Source organism: Citrobacter sp. RHBSTW-00887 (assembly GCF_013728095.1).
Taxonomy (GTDB): domain Bacteria; phylum Pseudomonadota; class Gammaproteobacteria; order Enterobacterales; family Enterobacteriaceae; genus Citrobacter; species Citrobacter braakii.
Genome location: NZ_CP056267.1, coordinates 3,563,216 through 3,581,778 on the forward strand (window position 1 = coordinate 3,563,216; position 18,563 = coordinate 3,581,778).

An 18,563-nucleotide genomic window follows, 5' to 3' on the forward strand; every position below is an offset into this window, starting at 1 on the left:
TACTTATCCTTTTGAATTTATTTTCTCATGGGAGGAGTCATGCGCTGGATCCTGTTCATCTTTGTTTGTCTGGTGAGTCTCCCGACTCAGGCGGTGACGATACCTGGCGTCACTACGCCAACGTCAACCAACGCGCAAACCGCGCCGGCGAAAGAGCCGGATGTTGAACAGAAGAAAGCGGCCTACGGCGCACTGGCTGATGTGCTGGAAAATGACGCTTCGCGCCAGGAACTGATCGGTCAGTTACGCAAAGTGGCGACAGCGCCCCCTGCCGAGCCGGTGCCAACCATTGTTCCGCCCACGTTAACGGAAGAAAAAACGGTGCTGGAAAACGTCACGGATGTCACCCGCCACTACGGTGAGGCGCTCTCCAGCCGCTTTGCTCAGCTTTACCGCAATATTACCGATGCACCACACAAGACCTTCAACCCGCAAACGTTCACCAATGCCCTGACCCATTTTTTAATGCTGGCGGCGTCAGTGTTCGGTTTTTTCTGGCTGCTTCGCCTGTGCGCGCTGCCGCTGTATCGCAAAATGGGGCAATGGGCACGACGGAAAAACCGCGAACGCAGCAACTGGCTCCAGCTTCCGGCGATGATCGTCGGCGCATTCATTATCGATTTGCTTCTGTTGGCGCTGACTTTGTTTGTCGGGCAGATACTGAGCGACAGAATGAACGCCGGTAGCCGCACTATCGCCTTTCAGCAAAGTCTGTTTCTCAATGCCTTTGCGCTGATTGAGTTCTTCAAAGCCATTCTACGCCTGATATTTTGCCCAACGGTGGCCGAACTGCGCCCGTTTAACATTCAGGATGCCGGTGCGCGCTACTGGAATCGCCGTTTAAGTTCATTGAGCAGCCTGATTGGATACGGACTTATCGTTGCCGTTCCCATTATCTCGAATCAGGTCAACGTGCAGGTCGGCGCGATGGCCAACGTCATCATCATGCTGTGTATCACCCTATGGGCGCTGTACCTGATTTTCAGAAACAAGAAAGAGATAACGCAGCATTTGCTGAATCTGGCGGAAAGATCGTTAGCGTTTTTCAGCCTGTTTATCCGCGCCTTTGCGCTGGTATGGCATTGGCTGGCCAGCGCCTACTTCATTGTGCTGTTTTTCTTCTCGCTGTTTGATCCTGGCAACAGCCTGAAATTCATGATGGGCGCTACGCTGCGCAGTCTGGTAATCATTGGAATTGCCGCCTTTGTTTCCGGCATGTTTTCCCGCTGGATAGCCAAAACTATTACCCTTTCGCCACACACCCAGCGCAGCTATCCGGAACTACAAAAGCGGCTGAATGGCTGGCTGTCGACGGCGTTAAGCGTGGCCAGGATCCTGACGGTGTGCGTCGCGGTAATGCTGCTACTGAATGCCTGGGGATTGTTCGACTTCTGGAACTGGCTGCATTACGGCGCAGGAGAAAAAACGGTGGATATCCTGATCCGTATCGCGCTGATTTTATTCTTCTCCGCCATCGGCTGGACGATCCTTGCCAGCCTGATTGAAAATCGTCTGGCTTCCGATATTCACGGTCGCCCGCTCCCCAGCGCCCGTACCCGCACCCTGCTGACGCTGTTTCGCAACGCGCTGGCGGTGATCATCAGCACGATCACCATCATGATTGTGCTATCCGAAATTGGCGTCAATATCGCGCCCTTACTGGCCGGGGCCGGGGCGCTGGGGCTGGCTATCTCTTTCGGCTCGCAAACGCTGGTAAAAGATATTATTACCGGGATCTTTATTCAGTTCGAAAATGGCATGAACACCGGCGACCTGGTGACCATCGGTCCACTCACCGGTACGGTTGAACGGATGTCCATCCGCTCTGTGGGCGTCCGTCAGGACACCGGGGCGTACCATATCATTCCCTGGTCATCGATAACGACCTTCGCCAACTTTGTGCGCGGGATTGGATCGGTCGTCGCCAATTACGACGTAGACCGCCATGAGGATGCAGATAAAGCGAATCAGGCGTTGAAAGACGCTGTGGCTGCAGTGATGGAACAGGACGATATTCGCGGGCTGATTATTGGCGAGCCGTCGTTTGCCGGGATTGTGGGGTTAACCAATACGGCCTTCACGCTACGGGTCTCATTTACCACATTACCGCTGAAACAGTGGACGGTACGTTTCGCGCTCGACAGCCAGGTGAAGAAATACTTCGATCTGGCCAACGTACGCGCGCCGGTACAGACCTATCAGGTCTTGCCTGCACCGGTGAATGGCCCTGCGTCGGCAGCAAGCGAATCGCTGCCGCCAACCGAGCCAACGCTTTAGCGTTTACGCGCCATAAAACGGCGACGCTGATCGTTATCCATAAAGGTCCAGGCAATAAAGCGACTCTGCTTTTGCCCCTGGGCCATCTCTTTCTTAACCACTTTCACCGCGCCCGCATCCGTTAACGCGTGGTACAGCGGTGGCAAATTCTCACCGCGCGAAACCAGCGTGGTGAACCACATCACCTGACGGCCAAAGGCCTGGCTTTCGGCGATCATTTTTTTGATGAACGCCACTTCACCGCCTTCACACCACAGCTCCTGCTGCTGCCCGCCAAAGTTCAGCGCATCATCTTTATCCTGCCCCAGATTACGACGTTTGCGCTCGCTTCCGGCGCGGGCTGAAGCCGCAGAATCATGGAATGGCGGGTTACACAATGTGGCTTCATATTGCTCATTCTTGTGAATGATACCGTTGAAGATTGCCGTAGCATCTTTCTGGCGACGCAGACGAATAGCACGGGTTAACCCCGGATTGGCGTTTACGATCGCCTGAGCGCTGTTAAACGCTTCGCTACTGGTCTCACTACCGGTGAATCGCCAGCCGTATTCATGCACGCCGATCAGCGGATAAATACAGTTTGCCCCAACTCCCACGTCCAGCACGCTCGCATTTGCCGGAATGGTTCCGCTGGTTTCACCTAACAGGTCGGCCAGATGGTGAATGTAGTCAGCGCGACCAGGAACCGGCGGGCACAGAAAACCGTCTGGAATATCCCAGTTTTTCACCGCATAAAAATGCGCCAGCAGTGCTTTATTGAGCGCCTTCACTGCCTGCGGATTCGCGAAATCAACACTCTGCTCGCCGCCTGGCGTGAGGGTGAGAAATTGCGTCAACTCGGGTGTAACCTGGCATAAAGTCGCAAGATCATAACGGCCATTGTGGCGGTTGCGTGGGTGTAATCCCGGTTTCTGGGGGGGCATAGCATTCTCCTTTTAACAGCGGCGTAAGATACCCGCATAACGCCACGCGGTAAACACACAGCAAGGAAATTTGCTTTTTTTATACCTATTTGATGGCTTGCTGATTGTTCAAAAAACAGACACCTCATCACCAGTTTTTTGCGGTAAATGTCATCCGCTGACGGCCTAAACTTATCAGGCACGACCTGTTGTTTCTCAGAGGATATCACCATGAAGAAATGCCTCACATTCCTTGCCGCTACCGTACTGACCGGCATGACATTTGCGTCCTTTGCTGCACAGCCCTACACCAGCCCTCAAACCGGCCAGCTACAAGCTTCCGGCACTGTTTTCGCTACCGGAGCCTCTAACCTGAGCGATCTCGAAGACAAGCTGGCAGAGAAAGCGAAAGAACAAGGCGCAAAAGGCTTTGTCGTCAATTCTGCGGGCGGTAAAAACCAGATGTACGGCAGCGCAACTATCTATAAGTAGTCCCTCACCTTAGCCCAACTGCATTCACCCCGAATGCAGTTTGCTACCTACTGTTCACGTCGTTCACCGCTCAAATTGTAATCATCGTGTAGCAATTTTGAATCCAATGTAAATAAATGTATTTATTTTTGAATTAATGAATGCTAAAACGTCGCACTGATTAGTAATGCTTATCAAAATCATTATCAATTACACATTCACTCCCGCGAGGCCTGCAGGGTATAACATCCACAGAGATATCCCTTCGCGCGAGTGAAACCGTCTACTCAAAAAATAATAAGTCACTCACTAACATGGATAAAAATCGCAATTTGCCTGCCAGTAGTTTTCATTCACTGACTTTTTTTGCCGGTCTGTGTATTGGCCTGTCTCCGGTAGCTCAGGCTGTCGCCGCGGGCGATCAAGATAAAAAACAAGAAGATACGTTGGTTGTTGAAGCGGCCAAACCTTCGTTATACGCCCCAACGCAGTCTGCCGACCCTAAGTTCTCCCGCCCGCTAGCGGATACAACCCGCACCATGACAGTGATTTCTGAGCAGGTGATTAAGGATCAAGGTGCAACCAATCTGACCGATGCGCTGAAAAACGTACCGGGCGTTGGCGCGTTTTTCGCCGGTGAGAACGGCAACTCCACTACCGGTGACGCGGTATACATGCGTGGTGCGGATACCTCGAACAGTATTTATATCGACGGTATCCGTGATATTGGCAGCGTTACGCGCGACACTTTCAATACCGAACAGGTTGAAGTGATCAAAGGCCCCTCCGGCACCGACTATGGCCGTAGCGCGCCAACGGGCTCCATCAATATGATCAGCAAACAGCCGCGCACCGACTCAGGGATCGATGCCTCGGCCAGCGTCGGTAGCGCCTGGTTCCGCCGTGGTACGCTGGACATTAACCAGGTCATCGGTGAGACCACCGCTGCACGGTTAAACCTGATGGGTGAAAAAACGCATGATGCCGGTCGCGATAACGTTAAGAATGAACGTTATGGTGTGGCCCCCTCTCTCGCCTTTGGCTTAGGCACTGAGAACCGACTGTATCTGAACTATCTGCATGTCACCCAGCACAACACTCCGGATGGCGGTGTCCCCACCATCGGTCTGCCGGGATATTCCGCGCCTTCCGCGGGGACTGCTGCACTGAATCAGTCAGGAAAAGTGGATACGCATAACTTCTACGGTACCAACTCGGATTACGACGATTCAACGACCGATACCGCAACGATGCGTTTTGAACATGACCTGAACGACAGCACCACTATTCGCAACACCACCCGCTGGTCACGCATTAAGCAGGATTATCTGATGACGGCGGTGATGGGCGGCGCGACTAACATCACTCAACCCACCAGCAGCGTCGACACCTGGACCTGGTCACGCCTGGCAAATACCAAAGATGTCAGCAATAAGATCCTGACCAACCAGACCAACCTGACCTCAAAATTTTACACGGGATCCATCGGTCACGATATCAGCACCGGCGTGGAGCTAACGCGTGAAACGCAAACCAACTATGGTGTAAACCCGATCACCCCGCCGCCGGTAAATATCTATCATCCCGACAGCAATGTGAATATCGGCGGACTGTCTCGTAACGGCGCTAATGCTAACGGGCAAACCGATACCTTCGGTGTATACGCCTTTGATACGCTACAGATTACCCGTGAGTTTGAACTAAACGGTGGTATTCGCCTCGACAATTACCGCACAGAATATGACAGCGCCACCGCTTGCGGCGCTTCTGGTCGCGGCGCGGTCGCGTGTCCGACAGGCGTGGCGAAAGGTTCTCCGGTCACCACCGTGGATACTGCCAAATCAGGCAATCTGGTGAACTGGAAAGCGGGCGCGCTGTATCACCTGACCGATAACGGTAACGTTTACATTAACTACGCCGTTTCTCAGCAACCGCCGGGCGGCAGCAACTTTGCCCTCGCTCAGGGCGGAAGCGGTAACAGTGCGAACCGTACCGATTTCAAACCGCAGAAAGCAAAAACCAGCGAGATCGGCACCAAATGGGAGGTGCTGGATAAGCGCCTGCTGTTAACTGCCGCGATTTTCCGTACGGATATTGAGAACGAAGTTGAGCAGAACGACGACGGCACATATTCCCAGTACGGGGAGAAGCGCGTTGAAGGTTACGAACTCTCGGTAGCAGGGAACATCACTCCCGCATGGCAGGTTATTGGGGGTTACACCCAGCAGCGCGCGACGATCCACAGCGGCAAAAACGTTGCTCAGGATGGTTCTTCATCCCTGCCGTATACGCCAGAACATGCGTTCACGCTGTGGAACCAGTATCAGGCTACCGATGATATCTCTGTTGGCGCGGGCGCTCGCTACGTGGGCAGTATGCATCGCGGTTCCGACGGGGCCGTGGGTACGCCATCCTACACCGAAGGTTACTGGGTCGCCGACGCAAAACTGGGGTATCGCGTGAATCGCAATCTCGATTTCCAGTTGAACGTCTATAACCTGTTCGACACCGATTATGTATCCTCCATTAACAAGAGCGGATACCGTTACCATCCGGGTGAGCCAAGAACCTTCCTGCTCACGGCAAATATGCATTTCTGATCTTTTACGTGGGGCGTAAGCCCCACTTTCAGGAGAAACACTGATGATGTATCACATTCCCGGCATTCTGTCGGCGCAGGATGTCGCCTTGTTTCGCGAACAGCTGGACGCTGCCGACTGGGTTGATGGCCGCGCAACCACCGGCACTCAGGGTGCGCAGGTTAAAAACAACCAGCAGGTGGATACGCAAAGTGAGCGTTACGGCGTTTTACAACAGGCGGTACAAAACGCGGTGAACAACAGCGCGTTATTCTTCGCCGCTGCATTACCGAAAACGCTCTCCACACCGCTGTTCAATCGCTACCAGGACAACGAGACCTACGGTTTTCACGTTGACGGCGCGGTGCGTAGTCATCCGGAAAACGGCTGGATGCGCACAGATCTTTCCGCCACCTTATTCCTGAGTAATCCTGACGATTATGAGGGAGGAGAGCTGCTGGTCAATGACACCTACGGCCAGCATGCGGTAAAACTTCCGGCAGGCGATCTGGTACTTTACCCTTCCAGCAGCCTGCACTGCGTTACGCCGGTGACCCGTGGGGTTCGGGTGGCATCCTTTATGTGGATCCAGTCGATGATCCGGGACGATAAAAATCGCGCCATGCTTTTTGAACTGGATAAAAACATCCAGTCCCTGAAGACACGTCATGGGGAGAGTAGCGAGATCCTGTCGCTTCTCAATCTCTACCATAACCTGCTGCGCGAATGGTCTGAAATCTGATACCGCTGACGCGTGGTCGTTTTTCAGCCATCACATTCGCTATACTTATTCTTTAGACATCAGCAGGAGGTAGGTATGGCATCCGGATGGGCAAATGACGACGCTGTTAACGAACAGATCAACAATACTATTGAAGATGCTGTTGCCCGCGCCCGCGGTGAGTTACCGACGGGGGAAAGTCTGTATGAATGCGAAGAATGTGGTAATCCAATCCCTCAGGCCAGACGGGAGGCCGTGCCCGGCGTACGCTTGTGCATCACATGCCAGCAGGATAAAGATTCAAATAACGCAGCATTTTCAGGATATAATCGCAGAGGTTCGAAAGACAGCCAGCTACGTTGACTTATCTTTACCGAAAGTTTCAGCGCATACGATTTCCTTTACGAGCACGCTTTTTTGCACTCTGTGTAGCAAAATGTGCCGTTGTCGGTTTCTCTGTAAAGCGCAATGACAAGAACTGTAAATCCCTCTTTCGAATTTATTAATATTCAATAAGTTATTTATCATTCAATTTTTTTGATTGATGTCGTCAATTCTATTCGATTTTATCTCGCATAAAAAAACGTGATACTTCTCACATCGACGAAACAACGTCTTCTTAAAGAACACTGACTAACAGAACAAACCTGCGAGAAATTAATCATGAAAAATATCAAATTTGCTGTTGCCGCCATCGCTCTGTCTACCCTGTCATTTGGCGTTTTTGCTGCCGAGCCAGTTTCCTCTACTCAGGCGCAAAACATGAACAAAATTGGTGTGGTATCTGCTGACGGCGCCACCACGCTGGACGGCCTGGAAGCAAAACTGGCTGAAAAAGCGACTGCTGCTGGCGCAACGGGTTACAGCATCACTTCTGCTATCGGCAAAGACAAAATGAGCGGCACCGCGGTTATCTATAAATAACCGAAAGATTACCTGTACGACCCAATGCTCCAACCCTCATTGACCCTGTTTGTTACCCTTTGTTTGCCCGTCCGCCACTGGACGGGCTTTTTTTTGCTTAGTGTTCCAGTCGTTGACGGAATTCCTGCAACACGGCGTCTGGCATCCCTATTTGCAACGCCGCCTCGCAAATCGCCTGCCAGCTTCCGGCATCCAGCGGAATACCTTGCTCCAGCCGTTCTTCACGAGTATTCACCTCCCACTCCCCTGGCAACAGGATCGGGGCATCTTCAGCATGGGGGGACGCTTTCACCCACTTAGCAAAGGCCGCGACCTGGTTGTCGCAGTCCGGCGCGCCAAACAGTTCCGGATTCATAATGATGGTCGTCATACAGTTAATGATGGCGTCCGCGCTGGTCTGCAGACTCTCTTCATGTGTGGTTTTACCACCAGAAAGCGCCCCCCCCATAATTTCGCACATTGCCGCCAGCGCATAACCCTTGTGTTGGGCGAAGGTCAGCAACGACCCCAGCGGAGAGACCTGCATTACGGCAGGATCGGTTGTGGGTACCCCATTAGCATCAATCAGGCATCCCGGAGCCACCGGCTCACCCTTGTGCCATGCCACGCGGGTTTTGCCAAACGCGATGGCGCTGGTTGCATAGTCCAGCAACAACGGGAACGTATTTTTACGCGGGAACACCACGCAGAAGGGGTTAGTGCCAAATCGACTATCGCGGCCATGAAACGGTGCGACCATCGGGATCCCTACCACATTCACAAAGTGCACCGAAACAAAACCCGCCGCCGCACATTGCTCCGCCCAGTAGCCAATGCGTCCAATATGGTGCGAATTATGTAATGCCACGGCAGCGATACCGTACTGGCGCGCTTTTTCGATCCCAAGCGTAATTGCCTCGTGGGCCGCCACCTGACCAAATGCGCAGTCGCCGTCAAGCGTAATCACAGCTCCCGCATCGTTGACCACTTTGGCATGGCGGTTGATCTGCAGGTGTCCCTGCGAAAATGAGCGAATATAGCTTGGGATCATGCCGATACCGTGGGAGTCGTGGCCGGCGAGGTTAGAGGCTATCAGATGATCGGCCACCAGCCGCGCCTCCAGTTCATTGCTTCCCATCTGGTGAAAAACGGCCTGGATAAAGGCGTGCAGCGTTGGCACATGGAAGCGATGTCCACTGTTCATTGTTATCTCCTGTTGTGTCGCGTGTTGATTGTGGTTCTTATTTTTCAACAAACTATGCTGCGCCACAGCGCTCAGGAGATCAATAAACGTGCAGAAATTTCACGTTGCCGGAAGGCGTGAAGCGACGGGCCAGGCAAATGACCCGTCGAGAGAAAGAAAAATCAGAAGCTTTGCTCGACGCGGCCAAGTCCTTCAGCCAGCGTCGCGGATTCACCGGTTGCTACCAGACAGCAGGCCATCTGGATTTTCAGCGATGCCGGAACCGGCTCACTGCCCGCCAGACAACGCTCAATCCAGCGCGCGGTAGTTTCCGGGTCTTTAGCCACCGGCAGTGGGACCGGCTCATCGGGCATCTCGCTCTGCCGGTCCTGTAGCACTCGCACGCCGGACGAATCTATCAGGCTTATCTGCGGGCAGCGCTGCGGGTTGGCGTACACTTCACCCTCGGTACCGTGCATCAACAGGGCACGCCCACCGATATCGCCGAAAAATTTCGCCACGCGCGATACGTATTCCGGGTGGGAAACGCTGGAAAGACGCAGCGCGGCATCTTCGGCAAACGGCGTGGCTAATTTAGCCAGCGTATGCGCACTGTTACGCACGCCCATTCGCCAGCGCATCGCCAGCTGTTTTTCCAGCGGAGGACACAGCGCACTCACCGGGATAAACACCGGCTCATGACCATCCAGCTTTGCCTGTGCCTGTCCGGCATGCAGCGTCGGCGCAATCCCCATCATTTCGAAAATGGTTTCAGTCAGCACGCGGGTTGGATCCTCGCTGACACCGTGCACCACCACCGGGAAGCCCAGTTTATGCAGTAAAATCGCCAGCAGCGGAGTCAAATTTGCCTGCTTGCGCGCGCCATTGTAGCTGGGAATGACAATCGGCATGGGTTTGGCCACTGGCGGAGTCAGGCGAATGGTGTGGTTCTGCATCGCTTCGTAAAAGCCCAGCATCTCCGCTTCGCCTTCGCCTTTAATGCGCAGCGCAATCAGTACACCGCCCATCTCAAGATCGGGCACCTCGCCGTTCATCATATGGGTATACAGTCCGCGAGCGGTATCCTTATCCAGGTCACGCGCGTGATTTTTTCCTCGCCCAATCTCTTTGATGATTTTGCGGTAATCCATCGATAACTCCTTGCCTGTTGCTCGCATCGTTAACGCCGACGGCGACGCGTGGGTTTCGCTTTTTCTTTTGGTTTTACTATAACGTATGGCACAGCAGGTTGCTCTATCGGAAATATGGGTAATGCGTTCAGTAAACGCTTGCCATAGCTTTTGGTCAATAAACGCTTGTCATAAATAACCACTTCTCCCCAGCAGCCGTGGCTACGAATGAGTCGCCCAACCTGCTGGATCAAATTGAATGACGCCGCGGGCAAGCTCTGCACCTCAAAGGGGTAGCGGTTCAGGCTTTTCAGCCACTCGCCCTCGGTGATCACCACCGGGCTGTCGATAGGCGGAAAAGCAATTTTGTGAATATGCACCTGGGTCAGCAAGTCGCCTTTCAAATCCAGACCTTCGGCAAAAGATTGCAGCCCAATCAGTACGCTACGCTCGCCGTTGGTCACCCGCTTGCGGTGCAGCTCCACCAGTCGATAGCGCGGCTGGTCGCCCTGTACCAGCAACAGCAGACGCAGATCGGTAACGTGCTCAAGAAAACGCTGCATTGCCCGACCGCTGGCAAAGAGTACCAGCATGCCCTGATGCTTTTTACTTTCCAGCTGTTCGCGGAAATAGGCGGCCATTTCCGCGATATGCTGCTCTTCGTTATCAATTGACGGTTCGTAGCGCATCTGCGGAATGACGATTTTGCCTTGCTCAACGTGATTAAACGGTGAATCCAGCGCGATAAACCGGTCCCCTGCTTTTTCTTTCAGCCCGCTCATCTCCTGCAAACGCGAGAAGCTGTTGAGCGAACGCAGCGTGGCGGAGGTCACGATAATATGCGGTACGCTGCGCCACAGCAGTCGTTCAAGCTGATCGCTCACACGGATCCCCACACAGTGGAACCAGACGTGGATCTGCCCGTCACGCACTTCGCGCGTCGCCCATTTACTCACCGGCGCGCCTGACGACTGCGCGAGCGAAGCCAGCCGCCACAGTTTGCTTTGCGCCTCAAACATGCCCAGCGCCCGATTCATCTGCAAAATAACCCGATGCAGACGCACAATATCGTGGGTGCCGGTTTTTTCGCTGAGATCGTTGAGGAACAGTTCCGCCAGACCGCGCAGCATTTCTGTTAGCTTCGCCAGACGCTGACAAATCTCCATCACTTCCGCAGGCAGTTCGCCCATCGCGAAGCGGTGTTCCGCCTCCTGGGTCGCAGGCATGTACAGATTAAGAATGTTATTGAGCGATGAAATCAGCTCATACAGTTCCTCACAGTGACCGTTCAGACGCTCGGCATTCGCCAGCGGCGGCGTGGTTTTTGGACGAAACTGTTCGAGGCAGGTGGCTACTAATTTGCAAAACAGATCCAACTGCAGCCGATACCAGGGGGCGCTGATTTCTGCGCTCATCTCCAGCGCATCGCGCGCGACGTCCGGCAAATGGTGACCTTCATCAAGGACCAGCAGCAGGTTCTTCGGCTCCGGCAAAACAGCTTCGCTTTCCATGGCCGCCATCACCAGCGCGTGGTTAGCCACCACCACTTCGGCTTCCTGAATCTCACGGCGGGCGACAAAAAAGGGGCATTCACGATAGTAGTGACAGTTACGATTCAAACAGCTGGCTTTATCAGTGCTCAGGCGCTGCCAGAGTCCGTCGTCGATAGCGATATCCGTGTGATCGCGCAGCCCGTCCCACTTGTAGCTGTCGAGATCGCCTTTTAGCCTGGCGCAGCGCTTTTGTTCTTCCTGGTTGTTGGGCGTCAGGTCATCGTCGAGAAAGGCCAACAGATCCTGCTGATTGGGTTCGCTACTGGCCAGCGCCGCTAAATTACGCGGGCAGACGTAACGCCCGCGACCAAACGCGGCGGTAAAACGCAGATCGGGGATAATTTTGCGCAGCAGTGGTAAATCTTTGCTGTAGATCTGAGCCTGTAAAGCAACGTTGGCGGTACTGACCACCAGCGTTTTTTGTTCTTCACGCGCTATGGCAATACCGGGAATCAGGTACGACAGCGTTTTCCCCACCCCGGTCGGCGCTTCAATCGCCAGATGCCGCCCTTCTTCCCCAGTGAGCGTTTTCGCGACGTCAGCAATCATCTGCCGCTGCGGCGCACGGGGAATAAAGTCGGGGATCTGTTCCTGAAGCGCCTTATACCAGGCGGCAATTTGCGCTTTTAGCGCAGCCGTTAGTGCCATGAGAAAACCTGAAATACTGTATAAACAGCCACTATTGTGGCACTTTCTGATACGTGTCGCAAAAAGAAAAGCCCGACCTTTCGGCCGGGCTCGCAATTACTGCGCTGAAGACGGTTTGCGCGGACGGCGCGGTGGACGAGGCTTATCGCCCGCCGGTTTGCCTTCGCCGCTACGCGGTTTCGCTTTTGGCGCACCGCCATCCTGACGACGCGGCTGCTGACCACGCCCTGCTCCACCCTGACCACGACCACCGCCGCCACGCTGCTGGCGACCATTCTGGATCGGCTCGGCTTTGATGGACGGGTCTGGCTCGTAGCCTGGCATCGCAATTCGCGGGACCTCTTTTTTCAGCAGCTTCTCGATGTCACGCAGCAGCTTGTGTTCATCAACGCACACCAGAGACAACGCTTCGCCGGTAGCGGCCGCACGACCGGTACGACCAATACGGTGCACGTAATCTTCCGGGACGTTTGGCAGCTCGTAGTTCACCACATGCGGCAGCTCTTCAATATCCAGACCACGCGCAGCAATATCGGTCGCCACCAGCACACGAATATCACCGGATTTAAAATCAGCCAGCGCACGCGTACGCGCCCCCTGAGATTTATTACCGTGGATCGCCGCGCTGCGAATGCCGTCTTTATTCAGCTGTTCCGCCAGATGGTTTGCACCATGTTTGGTACGGGTAAACACCAGCACCTGCTGCCAGTTGCCCTGACCGATCATCTGCGACAACAGTTCACGTTTACGCTTTTTATCAACGAAATGAACGTGCTGAGTCACCTGCTCTGACGCGGTATTACGGCGCGCCACTTCGATTTCCAGCGGATTGTGCAGCAGCTTTTCGGCCAGCGACTTAATATCATCAGAGAACGTTGCTGAGAACAGCAGGTTCTGGCGTTTTGCCGGCAGTTTCGCCAGAACGCGACGGATATCATGAATAAAGCCCATATCCAGCATGCGGTCAGCTTCATCCAGTACCAGAATCTCAACCTGATCCAGTTTCACCGCATTCTGGTGTTCCAGATCGAGCAAACGACCAGGCGTGGCGATCAGCACATCCACACCGCCGCGCAGCTTCATCATCTGCGGGTTAATGCTCACGCCGCCGAAGACCACCAGCGAGCGAATATTCAGATATTTACTGTAATCACGTACGTTTTCGCCAATCTGGGCCGCCAGTTCGCGGGTTGGCGTAAGGATCAGCGCACGCACCGGACGACGGCTTTTGCCATGCGGCTGATGGGTAATCAGGTGCTGCAACAGCGGCAGGGTAAAACCTGCCGTTTTCCCCGTACCGGTCTGGGCGCTAGCCATCAGATCGCGGCCTTCCAGCACGGCAGGGATCGCCTGCTGCTGAATAGGGGTAGGTTCACGGTAACCCTGCTCGGCAACGGCACGTAAAATATCAGGGTTTAAACCAAGGGAATCAAAAGACATAACAACTCCGAACCACCCTGACCGTTACCGGTGTCGTTTTCAGGGAGATACATATAATAAAGATGACAAAAACCACAATGTCATGAAGGGGCGGAGTGTAGCAGTTTTTGTGATGTGCCGCATAAATTATCCCTGCGCTGAAAAATAACGGTCCGGACTGGACAAGGTTACACATCAGTCATAATCTTAATCAATCGATTGATTAAGATCTGAGTCGTGCTATGAATACACCCACCATGACAACCAAAGGTGAACAGGCGAAAAATCAGCTCATTGCCGCCGCGCTGGCGCAGTTTGGTGAGTATGGTCTGCACGCCACTACTCGCGATATCGCCGCGCAGGCCGGGCAAAATATTGCTGCCATCACCTACTATTTTGGCTCAAAAGAGGATTTATATCTCGCCTGCGCCCAGTGGATTGCGGATTTTATCGGCTCACAGTTTCGCCCGCATGCTGAAGAAGCCGAGCGTCTGTTTGCTCAGCCGGAACCGGATCGTGGCGCGATGCGCGAACTGATCCTCCGCGCCTGCAAAAATATGATCATGCTGTTAACCCAGGACGATACCGTTAACCTGAGCAAATTTATTTCGCGCGAACAGCTTTCCCCCACCGCGGCTTATCAACTGGTGCACGACCAGGTTATCAATCCGCTACATACTCACCTGACGCGCCTGATTGCTGCCTACACCGGCGGCGATGCCAACGATACCCAAATGATCCTGCACACCCACGCCCTACTCGGCGAGGTACTGGCCTTTCGTCTGGGGAAAGAAACCATTCTGTTGCGTACGGGCTGGTCACAATTTGATGAGGATAAAACCGCGCTGATTGACCAAACGATCACCTGTCACATCGATCTTATTCTGCAAGGTTTAACGCAAAGGAGTCTGGAGTCATGAAAAAACCTGTCGTTCTCGGGCTGGTCATCGCGGCCCTCGTTGCCGTGATTGCCGGTGGAACGTGGTGGTATCAAAGTCGGCAAGATAACGGTCTGACGCTGTACGGCAATGTCGATATCCGTAGCGTCAACCTGAGTTTTCGCGTCGGCGGCAGGCTGGCCTCGCTGGCGGTTGACGAAGGCGATGCCATTACCGCCGGTCAGGTGCTGGGCGAACTGGACCGTGCGCCGTACGAAAACGCATTAATGCAAGCAAAAGCGAATGTTGCCGCCGCGCAGGCGCAATACGATCTGATGCTGGCAGGATATCGTGAAGAGGAGATCGCGCAAACCGCAGCGGCAGTCAAACAGGCGCAGGCAGCCTATGATTACGCGCAAAACTTTTACAATCGGCAGGTGGGATTGTGGAAAAGCCGCACTATCTCCGCCAACGATCTGGAAAACGCCCGTTCATCACGCGATCAGGCGCTGGCCTCTCTGAAATCCGCACAGGATAAACTCAGCCAATACCGCAGCGGTAATCGTGTGCAGGACATCGAGCAGGCGAAAGCCACGCTCGAACAAGCTCAGGCCGAGCTGGCCCAGGCAGAGCTTAATTTGCATGACACCACGCTGACCTCGCCGTCTGACGGCACGTTACTCACCCGTGCGGTCGAACCCGGCAGCATGCTGAACGAAGGGGGCACGGTACTGACGCTGTCACTCACGCGTCCGGTATGGGTTCGCGCCTACGTTGATGAACGAAATCTGAGCCAGGCGCAGCCAGGACGCGAAATCCTGCTTTACACCGATGGCCGTCCGGACAAACCGTATCACGGTAAAATCGGCTTCGTGTCGCCCACCGCCGAGTTTACCCCAAAAACAGTCGAGACCCCTGACCTGCGCACCGACCTGGTTTATCGCCTGCGTATTGTGGTGACCGACGCGGACGATGCGCTGCGCCAGGGAATGCCGGTAACGATAAAGTTCAGCGATGAGGCACGGCATGAATGACGCCGTCATTACGCTGAATGGACTGACGAAAAACTTTGCCGGAATGGATAAACCGGCCGTCGCCCCGCTCGACTGTACCGTTCATGCGGGCTACGTGACCGGGCTGGTCGGGCCGGATGGTGCTGGCAAAACCACGCTGATGCGAATGCTGGCAGGGCTGTTGAAACCCGACGCCGGTAGCGCAACGGTAATTGGTTTTGATCCCATCAAAGACGACAGCGCGCTGCATGCGGTACTGGGTTACATGCCGCAGAAATTTGGTCTGTATGAAGATTTGACCGTCATGGAGAACCTCAATCTCTATGCAGATTTACGTAGCGTTACCGGTGAAGCGCGAGAAAAAACCTTTGCCCGGCTACTGGAATTTACCTCGCTGGGGCCGTTTACCGGACGACTGGCCGGCAAGCTTTCCGGCGGCATGAAACAGAAGCTCGGACTTGCCTGTACGCTGGTCGGTGAACCCAGCGTGTTACTGCTGGATGAGCCTGGCGTAGGCGTCGACCCTATTTCCCGTCGCGAACTGTGGCAAATGGTTCATGAGCTGGCCGGGGACGGCATGCTGATCCTCTGGAGCACGTCGTATCTGGATGAAGCTGAACAATGCCGTGATGTGCTGCTGATGAACGAAGGTGAATTGCTGTATCAGGGCGATCCCACTCAGCTTACGCAAACCATGTCGGGTCGCAGCTTCCTGATGAGCAGTTCGCAGGAAAATAACCGCCGACTGCTGCAACGCACGTTAAAACTGCCGCAGATTAGCGACGGGATGATTCAGGGGAAATCCGTCCGCTTAATCCTGAAAAAAGAAGCGACGGCCCAGCAGATTCAAAACGCTGACGGCATGCCGGAGATAACCATCAACGAAACCGCCCCCCGCTTCGAGGATGCCTTTATCGATTTACTCGGCGGGGCCGGAACATCGGAGTCACCGCTGGGCGCTATCCTGCATACCGTGGAAGGCACGCCAGGTGAAACGGTGATCGAAGCCAAAGCGCTGACCAAAAAATTTGGCGATTTTGCCGCTACCGACCACGTAGACTTTGCCGTGCAGCGCGGCGAGATTTTTGGTTTGTTAGGCCCCAACGGCGCGGGCAAATCCACCACCTTTAAAATGATGTGCGGCCTGCTGGTCCCCACCTCGGGTAAAGCGCTGGTGCTGGACATGGACCTGAAGGTCAGCTCCGGTAAAGCGCGCCAGCATCTGGGCTATATGGCGCAGAAATTCTCCCTGTATGGCAACCTGACGGTTGAACAGAATCTGCGCTTTTTCTCCGGCGTCTACGGCCTGCGCGGTCGGGCGCAGAAGGAGAAAATCGAGCGGATGAGCGAGGCATTCGGCCTGAAGAGTATCGCCTCCCACGCCACCGACGAACTGCCGCTGGGCTTTAAACAGCGCCTGGCGCTGGCCTGTTCGCTGATGCATGAACCCGACATTCTGTTCCTCGATGAACCCACTTCCGGGGTCGATCCGCTCACCCGTCGGGAGTTCTGGTTACATATCAACAGCATGGTGGAAAAAGGCGTCACGGTGATGGTGACCACCCACTTTATGGATGAGGCAGAATACTGCGATCGCATCGGGCTGGTGTATCGCGGCAAATTGATTGCCAGCGGTACGCCGGACGACCTGAAAGCTCAGGCTGCTGACAGTGAGACGCCAGACCCGACCATGGAACAGGCGTTTATCACGCTAATCAATGACTGGGATAAGGAGCATACGCATGAGTAACTCCGTTCTCTCCTGGCGTCGCGTACGCGCGCTGTGCGTGAAAGAGACGCGCCAGATCGTCCGCGATCCCAGCAGTTGGCTGATTGCGGTGGTGATCCCGCTGCTGCTGTTGTTTATCTTCGGCTACGGGATCAACCTCGACTCCAGCAAGCTGCGGGTAGGGATTTTGCTCGAACAGCAAAGCGAAGAGGCGCTGGATTTTACCCATACCATGACCGGTTCACCGTATATTGACGCCACCATCAGCGATAACCGTCAGGAATTGATTGAGAAAATGCAGGCCGGGCGCATTCGCGGGCTGGTGGTGATCCCGGTGGATTTCGCCCAGCAGATGGCGCGACCCAACGACGTGGCGCCGATCCAGGTGATCACCGACGGCAGTGAACCAAATACCGCTAACTTTGTGCAGGGTTATGTCGAAGGCATCTGGCAGATTTGGCAACAACAGCGGGCGGAAGATCGCGGAGAATCATTTGAACCTTTGATCGACGTGCAGACCCGCTACTGGTTTAACCCGGCGGCCATCAGCCAACATTTTATTATTCCCGGGGCAGTAACCATCATCATGACGGTTATTGGCGCTATCCTCACCTCATTAGTGGTGGCGCGCGAATGGGAGCGCGGAACCATGGAAGCGCTGTTGTCTACCGAAGTCACCCGCGTCGAACTGCTGCTGTGCAAACTGATCCCCTATTACTTTCTGGGCATGCTGGCGATGCTGCTGTGTATGCTGGTGTCGGTGTTTATTCTCGGCGTGCCCTATCGCGGTTCGTTGCTGATCCTGTTTTTCATTACCAGTCTGTTTCTGCTCAGCACGCTCGGCATGGGGTTGCTTATCTCCACCATCACCCGCAATCAGTTTAACGCCGCGCAGGTCGCGCTAAACGCCGCCTTCCTGCCCTCGATTATGCTGTCGGGTTTTATCTTCCAGATAGACAGCATGCCGGCGATTATCCGGGCAGTAACCTATATTATTCCGGCTCGTTATTTCGTCAGCACCCTACAAAGCCTGTTTCTGGCGGGAAATATTCCGGTGGTGCTGATTATCAACGTGCTGTTTTTAATCGCTTCGGCGGTGATGTTTATTGGCCTGACGTGGCTTAAAACCAAACGTCGGCTGGATTAAGGGGACGGGC

The 18,563-nt window shown here is 54.4% G+C and carries 15 protein-coding genes; 10 read left to right on the forward strand and 5 right to left on the reverse strand.

The genetic code is table 11. The features are described from left to right. The first annotated feature begins 39 nt into the window (after positions 1-39). On the forward strand, positions 40-2,277 hold the full coding sequence (gene ybiO / locus HV314_RS17090) for a mechanosensitive channel protein (protein ID WP_181546247.1): 2,238 nt from the start codon (positions 40-42) through the stop codon (positions 2,275-2,277). On the opposite strand, the gene rlmF is transcribed toward ybiO, so the two are convergent. Continuing rightward, the gene (gene rlmF / locus HV314_RS17095) at positions 2,274-3,200 is read right to left on the reverse strand and encodes a 23S rRNA (adenine(1618)-N(6))-methyltransferase RlmF (protein ID WP_047359435.1); all 927 of its coding nucleotides are present in this window, start codon (positions 3,198-3,200) and stop codon (positions 2,274-2,276) included. The two genes, ybiO and rlmF, sit on opposite strands and share 4 nt — an antisense overlap. A 210-nt stretch (positions 3,201-3,410) precedes the next feature. Between rlmF and mcbA the strand changes: the two genes are divergently transcribed. The 5 genes from mcbA (at position 3,411) to ybiJ (ending at position 7,874) form a co-directional block, all read left to right on the forward strand. Further along, complete coding sequence (mcbA, locus tag HV314_RS17100) at positions 3,411-3,671, forward strand: DUF1471 family periplasmic protein McbA (RefSeq protein ID WP_016152367.1); 261 nt, start codon at positions 3,411-3,413, stop codon at positions 3,669-3,671. Positions 3,672-3,964: 293 nt separating this feature from the next. Beyond that, positions 3,965-6,250 carry a catecholate siderophore receptor Fiu gene (locus tag HV314_RS17105; RefSeq protein WP_181546250.1) on the forward strand — a complete coding sequence of 762 codons (2,286 nt, stop codon included), beginning with the start codon at positions 3,965-3,967 and terminating at the stop codon, positions 6,248-6,250. A 43-nt stretch (positions 6,251-6,293) separates the two neighbouring features. Beyond that, a complete protein-coding gene (gene ybiX, locus HV314_RS17110) occupies positions 6,294-6,971 on the forward strand; it encodes a PKHD-type hydroxylase YbiX (RefSeq protein WP_181546252.1) in 678 nt (225 codons plus the stop codon). Positions 6,972-7,046: 75 nt separating this feature from the next. Next, positions 7,047-7,313, forward strand: coding sequence for a DksA/TraR family C4-type zinc finger protein (locus tag HV314_RS17115; RefSeq protein ID WP_053388799.1), 267 nt, complete (start codon positions 7,047-7,049; stop codon positions 7,311-7,313). 300 nt (positions 7,314-7,613) lie between these two features. Further along, a complete protein-coding gene (ybiJ, locus tag HV314_RS17120; RefSeq protein ID WP_016152363.1) occupies positions 7,614-7,874 on the forward strand; it encodes a DUF1471 family protein YbiJ in 261 nt (86 codons plus the stop codon). A gap of 97 nt (positions 7,875-7,971) precedes the next feature. On the opposite strand, the gene HV314_RS17125 is transcribed toward ybiJ, so the two are convergent. From HV314_RS17125 to rhlE, 4 genes are all read right to left on the reverse strand, one after another. Beyond that, positions 7,972-9,057: a malate/lactate/ureidoglycolate dehydrogenase gene (locus HV314_RS17125; RefSeq protein ID WP_046274639.1), complete on the reverse strand. Its 1,086-nt coding sequence runs from the start codon at positions 9,055-9,057 to the stop codon at positions 7,972-7,974. A gap of 161 nt (positions 9,058-9,218) precedes the next feature. After that, on the reverse strand, positions 9,219-10,187 hold the full coding sequence (ybiB, locus tag HV314_RS17130; RefSeq protein ID WP_181546254.1) for a DNA-binding protein YbiB: 969 nt from the start codon (positions 10,185-10,187) through the stop codon (positions 9,219-9,221). A gap of 29 nt (positions 10,188-10,216) precedes the next feature. Then, the gene (gene dinG / locus HV314_RS17135; protein WP_181546256.1) at positions 10,217-12,367 is read right to left on the reverse strand and encodes an ATP-dependent DNA helicase DinG; all 2,151 of its coding nucleotides are present in this window, start codon (positions 12,365-12,367) and stop codon (positions 10,217-10,219) included. A gap of 96 nt (positions 12,368-12,463) precedes the next feature. Next, positions 12,464-13,807: an ATP-dependent RNA helicase RhlE gene (gene rhlE, locus HV314_RS17140; RefSeq protein WP_181546259.1), complete on the reverse strand. Its 1,344-nt coding sequence runs from the start codon at positions 13,805-13,807 to the stop codon at positions 12,464-12,466. 221 nt (positions 13,808-14,028) lie between these two features. Between rhlE and cecR the strand changes: the two genes are divergently transcribed. Genes cecR through HV314_RS17160 form a run of 4 tightly spaced genes read left to right on the forward strand, consistent with a single transcriptional unit; the run spans position 14,029 to position 18,553 of the window. Continuing rightward, a complete protein-coding gene (gene cecR, locus HV314_RS17145; RefSeq protein ID WP_016152358.1) occupies positions 14,029-14,706 on the forward strand; it encodes a transcriptional regulator CecR in 678 nt (225 codons plus the stop codon). After that, a complete protein-coding gene (gene hlyD, locus HV314_RS17150; protein ID WP_016156061.1) occupies positions 14,703-15,698 on the forward strand; it encodes a secretion protein HlyD in 996 nt (331 codons plus the stop codon). The genes cecR and hlyD overlap by 4 nt, the downstream gene beginning before the upstream one ends. Next, a complete protein-coding gene (locus tag HV314_RS17155) occupies positions 15,691-17,427 on the forward strand; it encodes an ATP-binding cassette domain-containing protein (RefSeq protein ID WP_181546261.1) in 1,737 nt (578 codons plus the stop codon). Before hlyD ends, HV314_RS17155 begins: the two co-directional genes overlap by 8 nt. After that, entirely contained in the window at positions 17,420-18,553 is a 1,134-nt protein-coding gene (locus HV314_RS17160; protein ID WP_016156059.1) for an ABC transporter permease, read from the forward strand. Before HV314_RS17155 ends, HV314_RS17160 begins: the two co-directional genes overlap by 8 nt. The last annotated feature ends 10 nt before the right edge of the window (positions 18,554-18,563 follow it).

What these genes read in the sequence shown, in the direction of transcription:
- HV314_RS17115 (WP_053388799.1), top strand. Translation starts at nt 7,047, where the DNA reads ATGGCATCCGGATGGGCAAATGACGACGCTGTTAACGAACAGATCAAC.
- HV314_RS17155 (WP_181546261.1), top strand. Translation starts at nt 15,691, where the DNA reads ATGAATGACGCCGTCATTACGCTGAATGGACTGACGAAAAACTTTGCC.
- ybiO (WP_181546247.1), top strand. Translation starts at nt 40, where the DNA reads ATGCGCTGGATCCTGTTCATCTTTGTTTGTCTGGTGAGTCTCCCGACT.
- HV314_RS17160 (WP_016156059.1), top strand. Translation starts at nt 17,420, where the DNA reads ATGAGTAACTCCGTTCTCTCCTGGCGTCGCGTACGCGCGCTGTGCGTG.
- rhlE (WP_181546259.1), bottom strand. Translation starts at nt 13,807, where the DNA reads ATGTCTTTTGATTCCCTTGGTTTAAACCCTGATATTTTACGTGCCGTT.
- ybiB (WP_181546254.1), bottom strand. Translation starts at nt 10,187, where the DNA reads ATGGATTACCGCAAAATCATCAAAGAGATTGGGCGAGGAAAAAATCAC.
- HV314_RS17105 (WP_181546250.1), top strand. Translation starts at nt 3,965, where the DNA reads ATGGATAAAAATCGCAATTTGCCTGCCAGTAGTTTTCATTCACTGACT.
- hlyD (WP_016156061.1), top strand. Translation starts at nt 14,703, where the DNA reads ATGAAAAAACCTGTCGTTCTCGGGCTGGTCATCGCGGCCCTCGTTGCC.
- ybiJ (WP_016152363.1), top strand. Translation starts at nt 7,614, where the DNA reads ATGAAAAATATCAAATTTGCTGTTGCCGCCATCGCTCTGTCTACCCTG.
- dinG (WP_181546256.1), bottom strand. Translation starts at nt 12,367, where the DNA reads ATGGCACTAACGGCTGCGCTAAAAGCGCAAATTGCCGCCTGGTATAAG.
- cecR (WP_016152358.1), top strand. Translation starts at nt 14,029, where the DNA reads ATGAATACACCCACCATGACAACCAAAGGTGAACAGGCGAAAAATCAG.
- ybiX (WP_181546252.1), top strand. Translation starts at nt 6,294, where the DNA reads ATGATGTATCACATTCCCGGCATTCTGTCGGCGCAGGATGTCGCCTTG.
- HV314_RS17125 (WP_046274639.1), bottom strand. Translation starts at nt 9,057, where the DNA reads ATGAACAGTGGACATCGCTTCCATGTGCCAACGCTGCACGCCTTTATC.
- rlmF (WP_047359435.1), bottom strand. Translation starts at nt 3,200, where the DNA reads ATGCCCCCCCAGAAACCGGGATTACACCCACGCAACCGCCACAATGGC.
- mcbA (WP_016152367.1), top strand. Translation starts at nt 3,411, where the DNA reads ATGAAGAAATGCCTCACATTCCTTGCCGCTACCGTACTGACCGGCATG.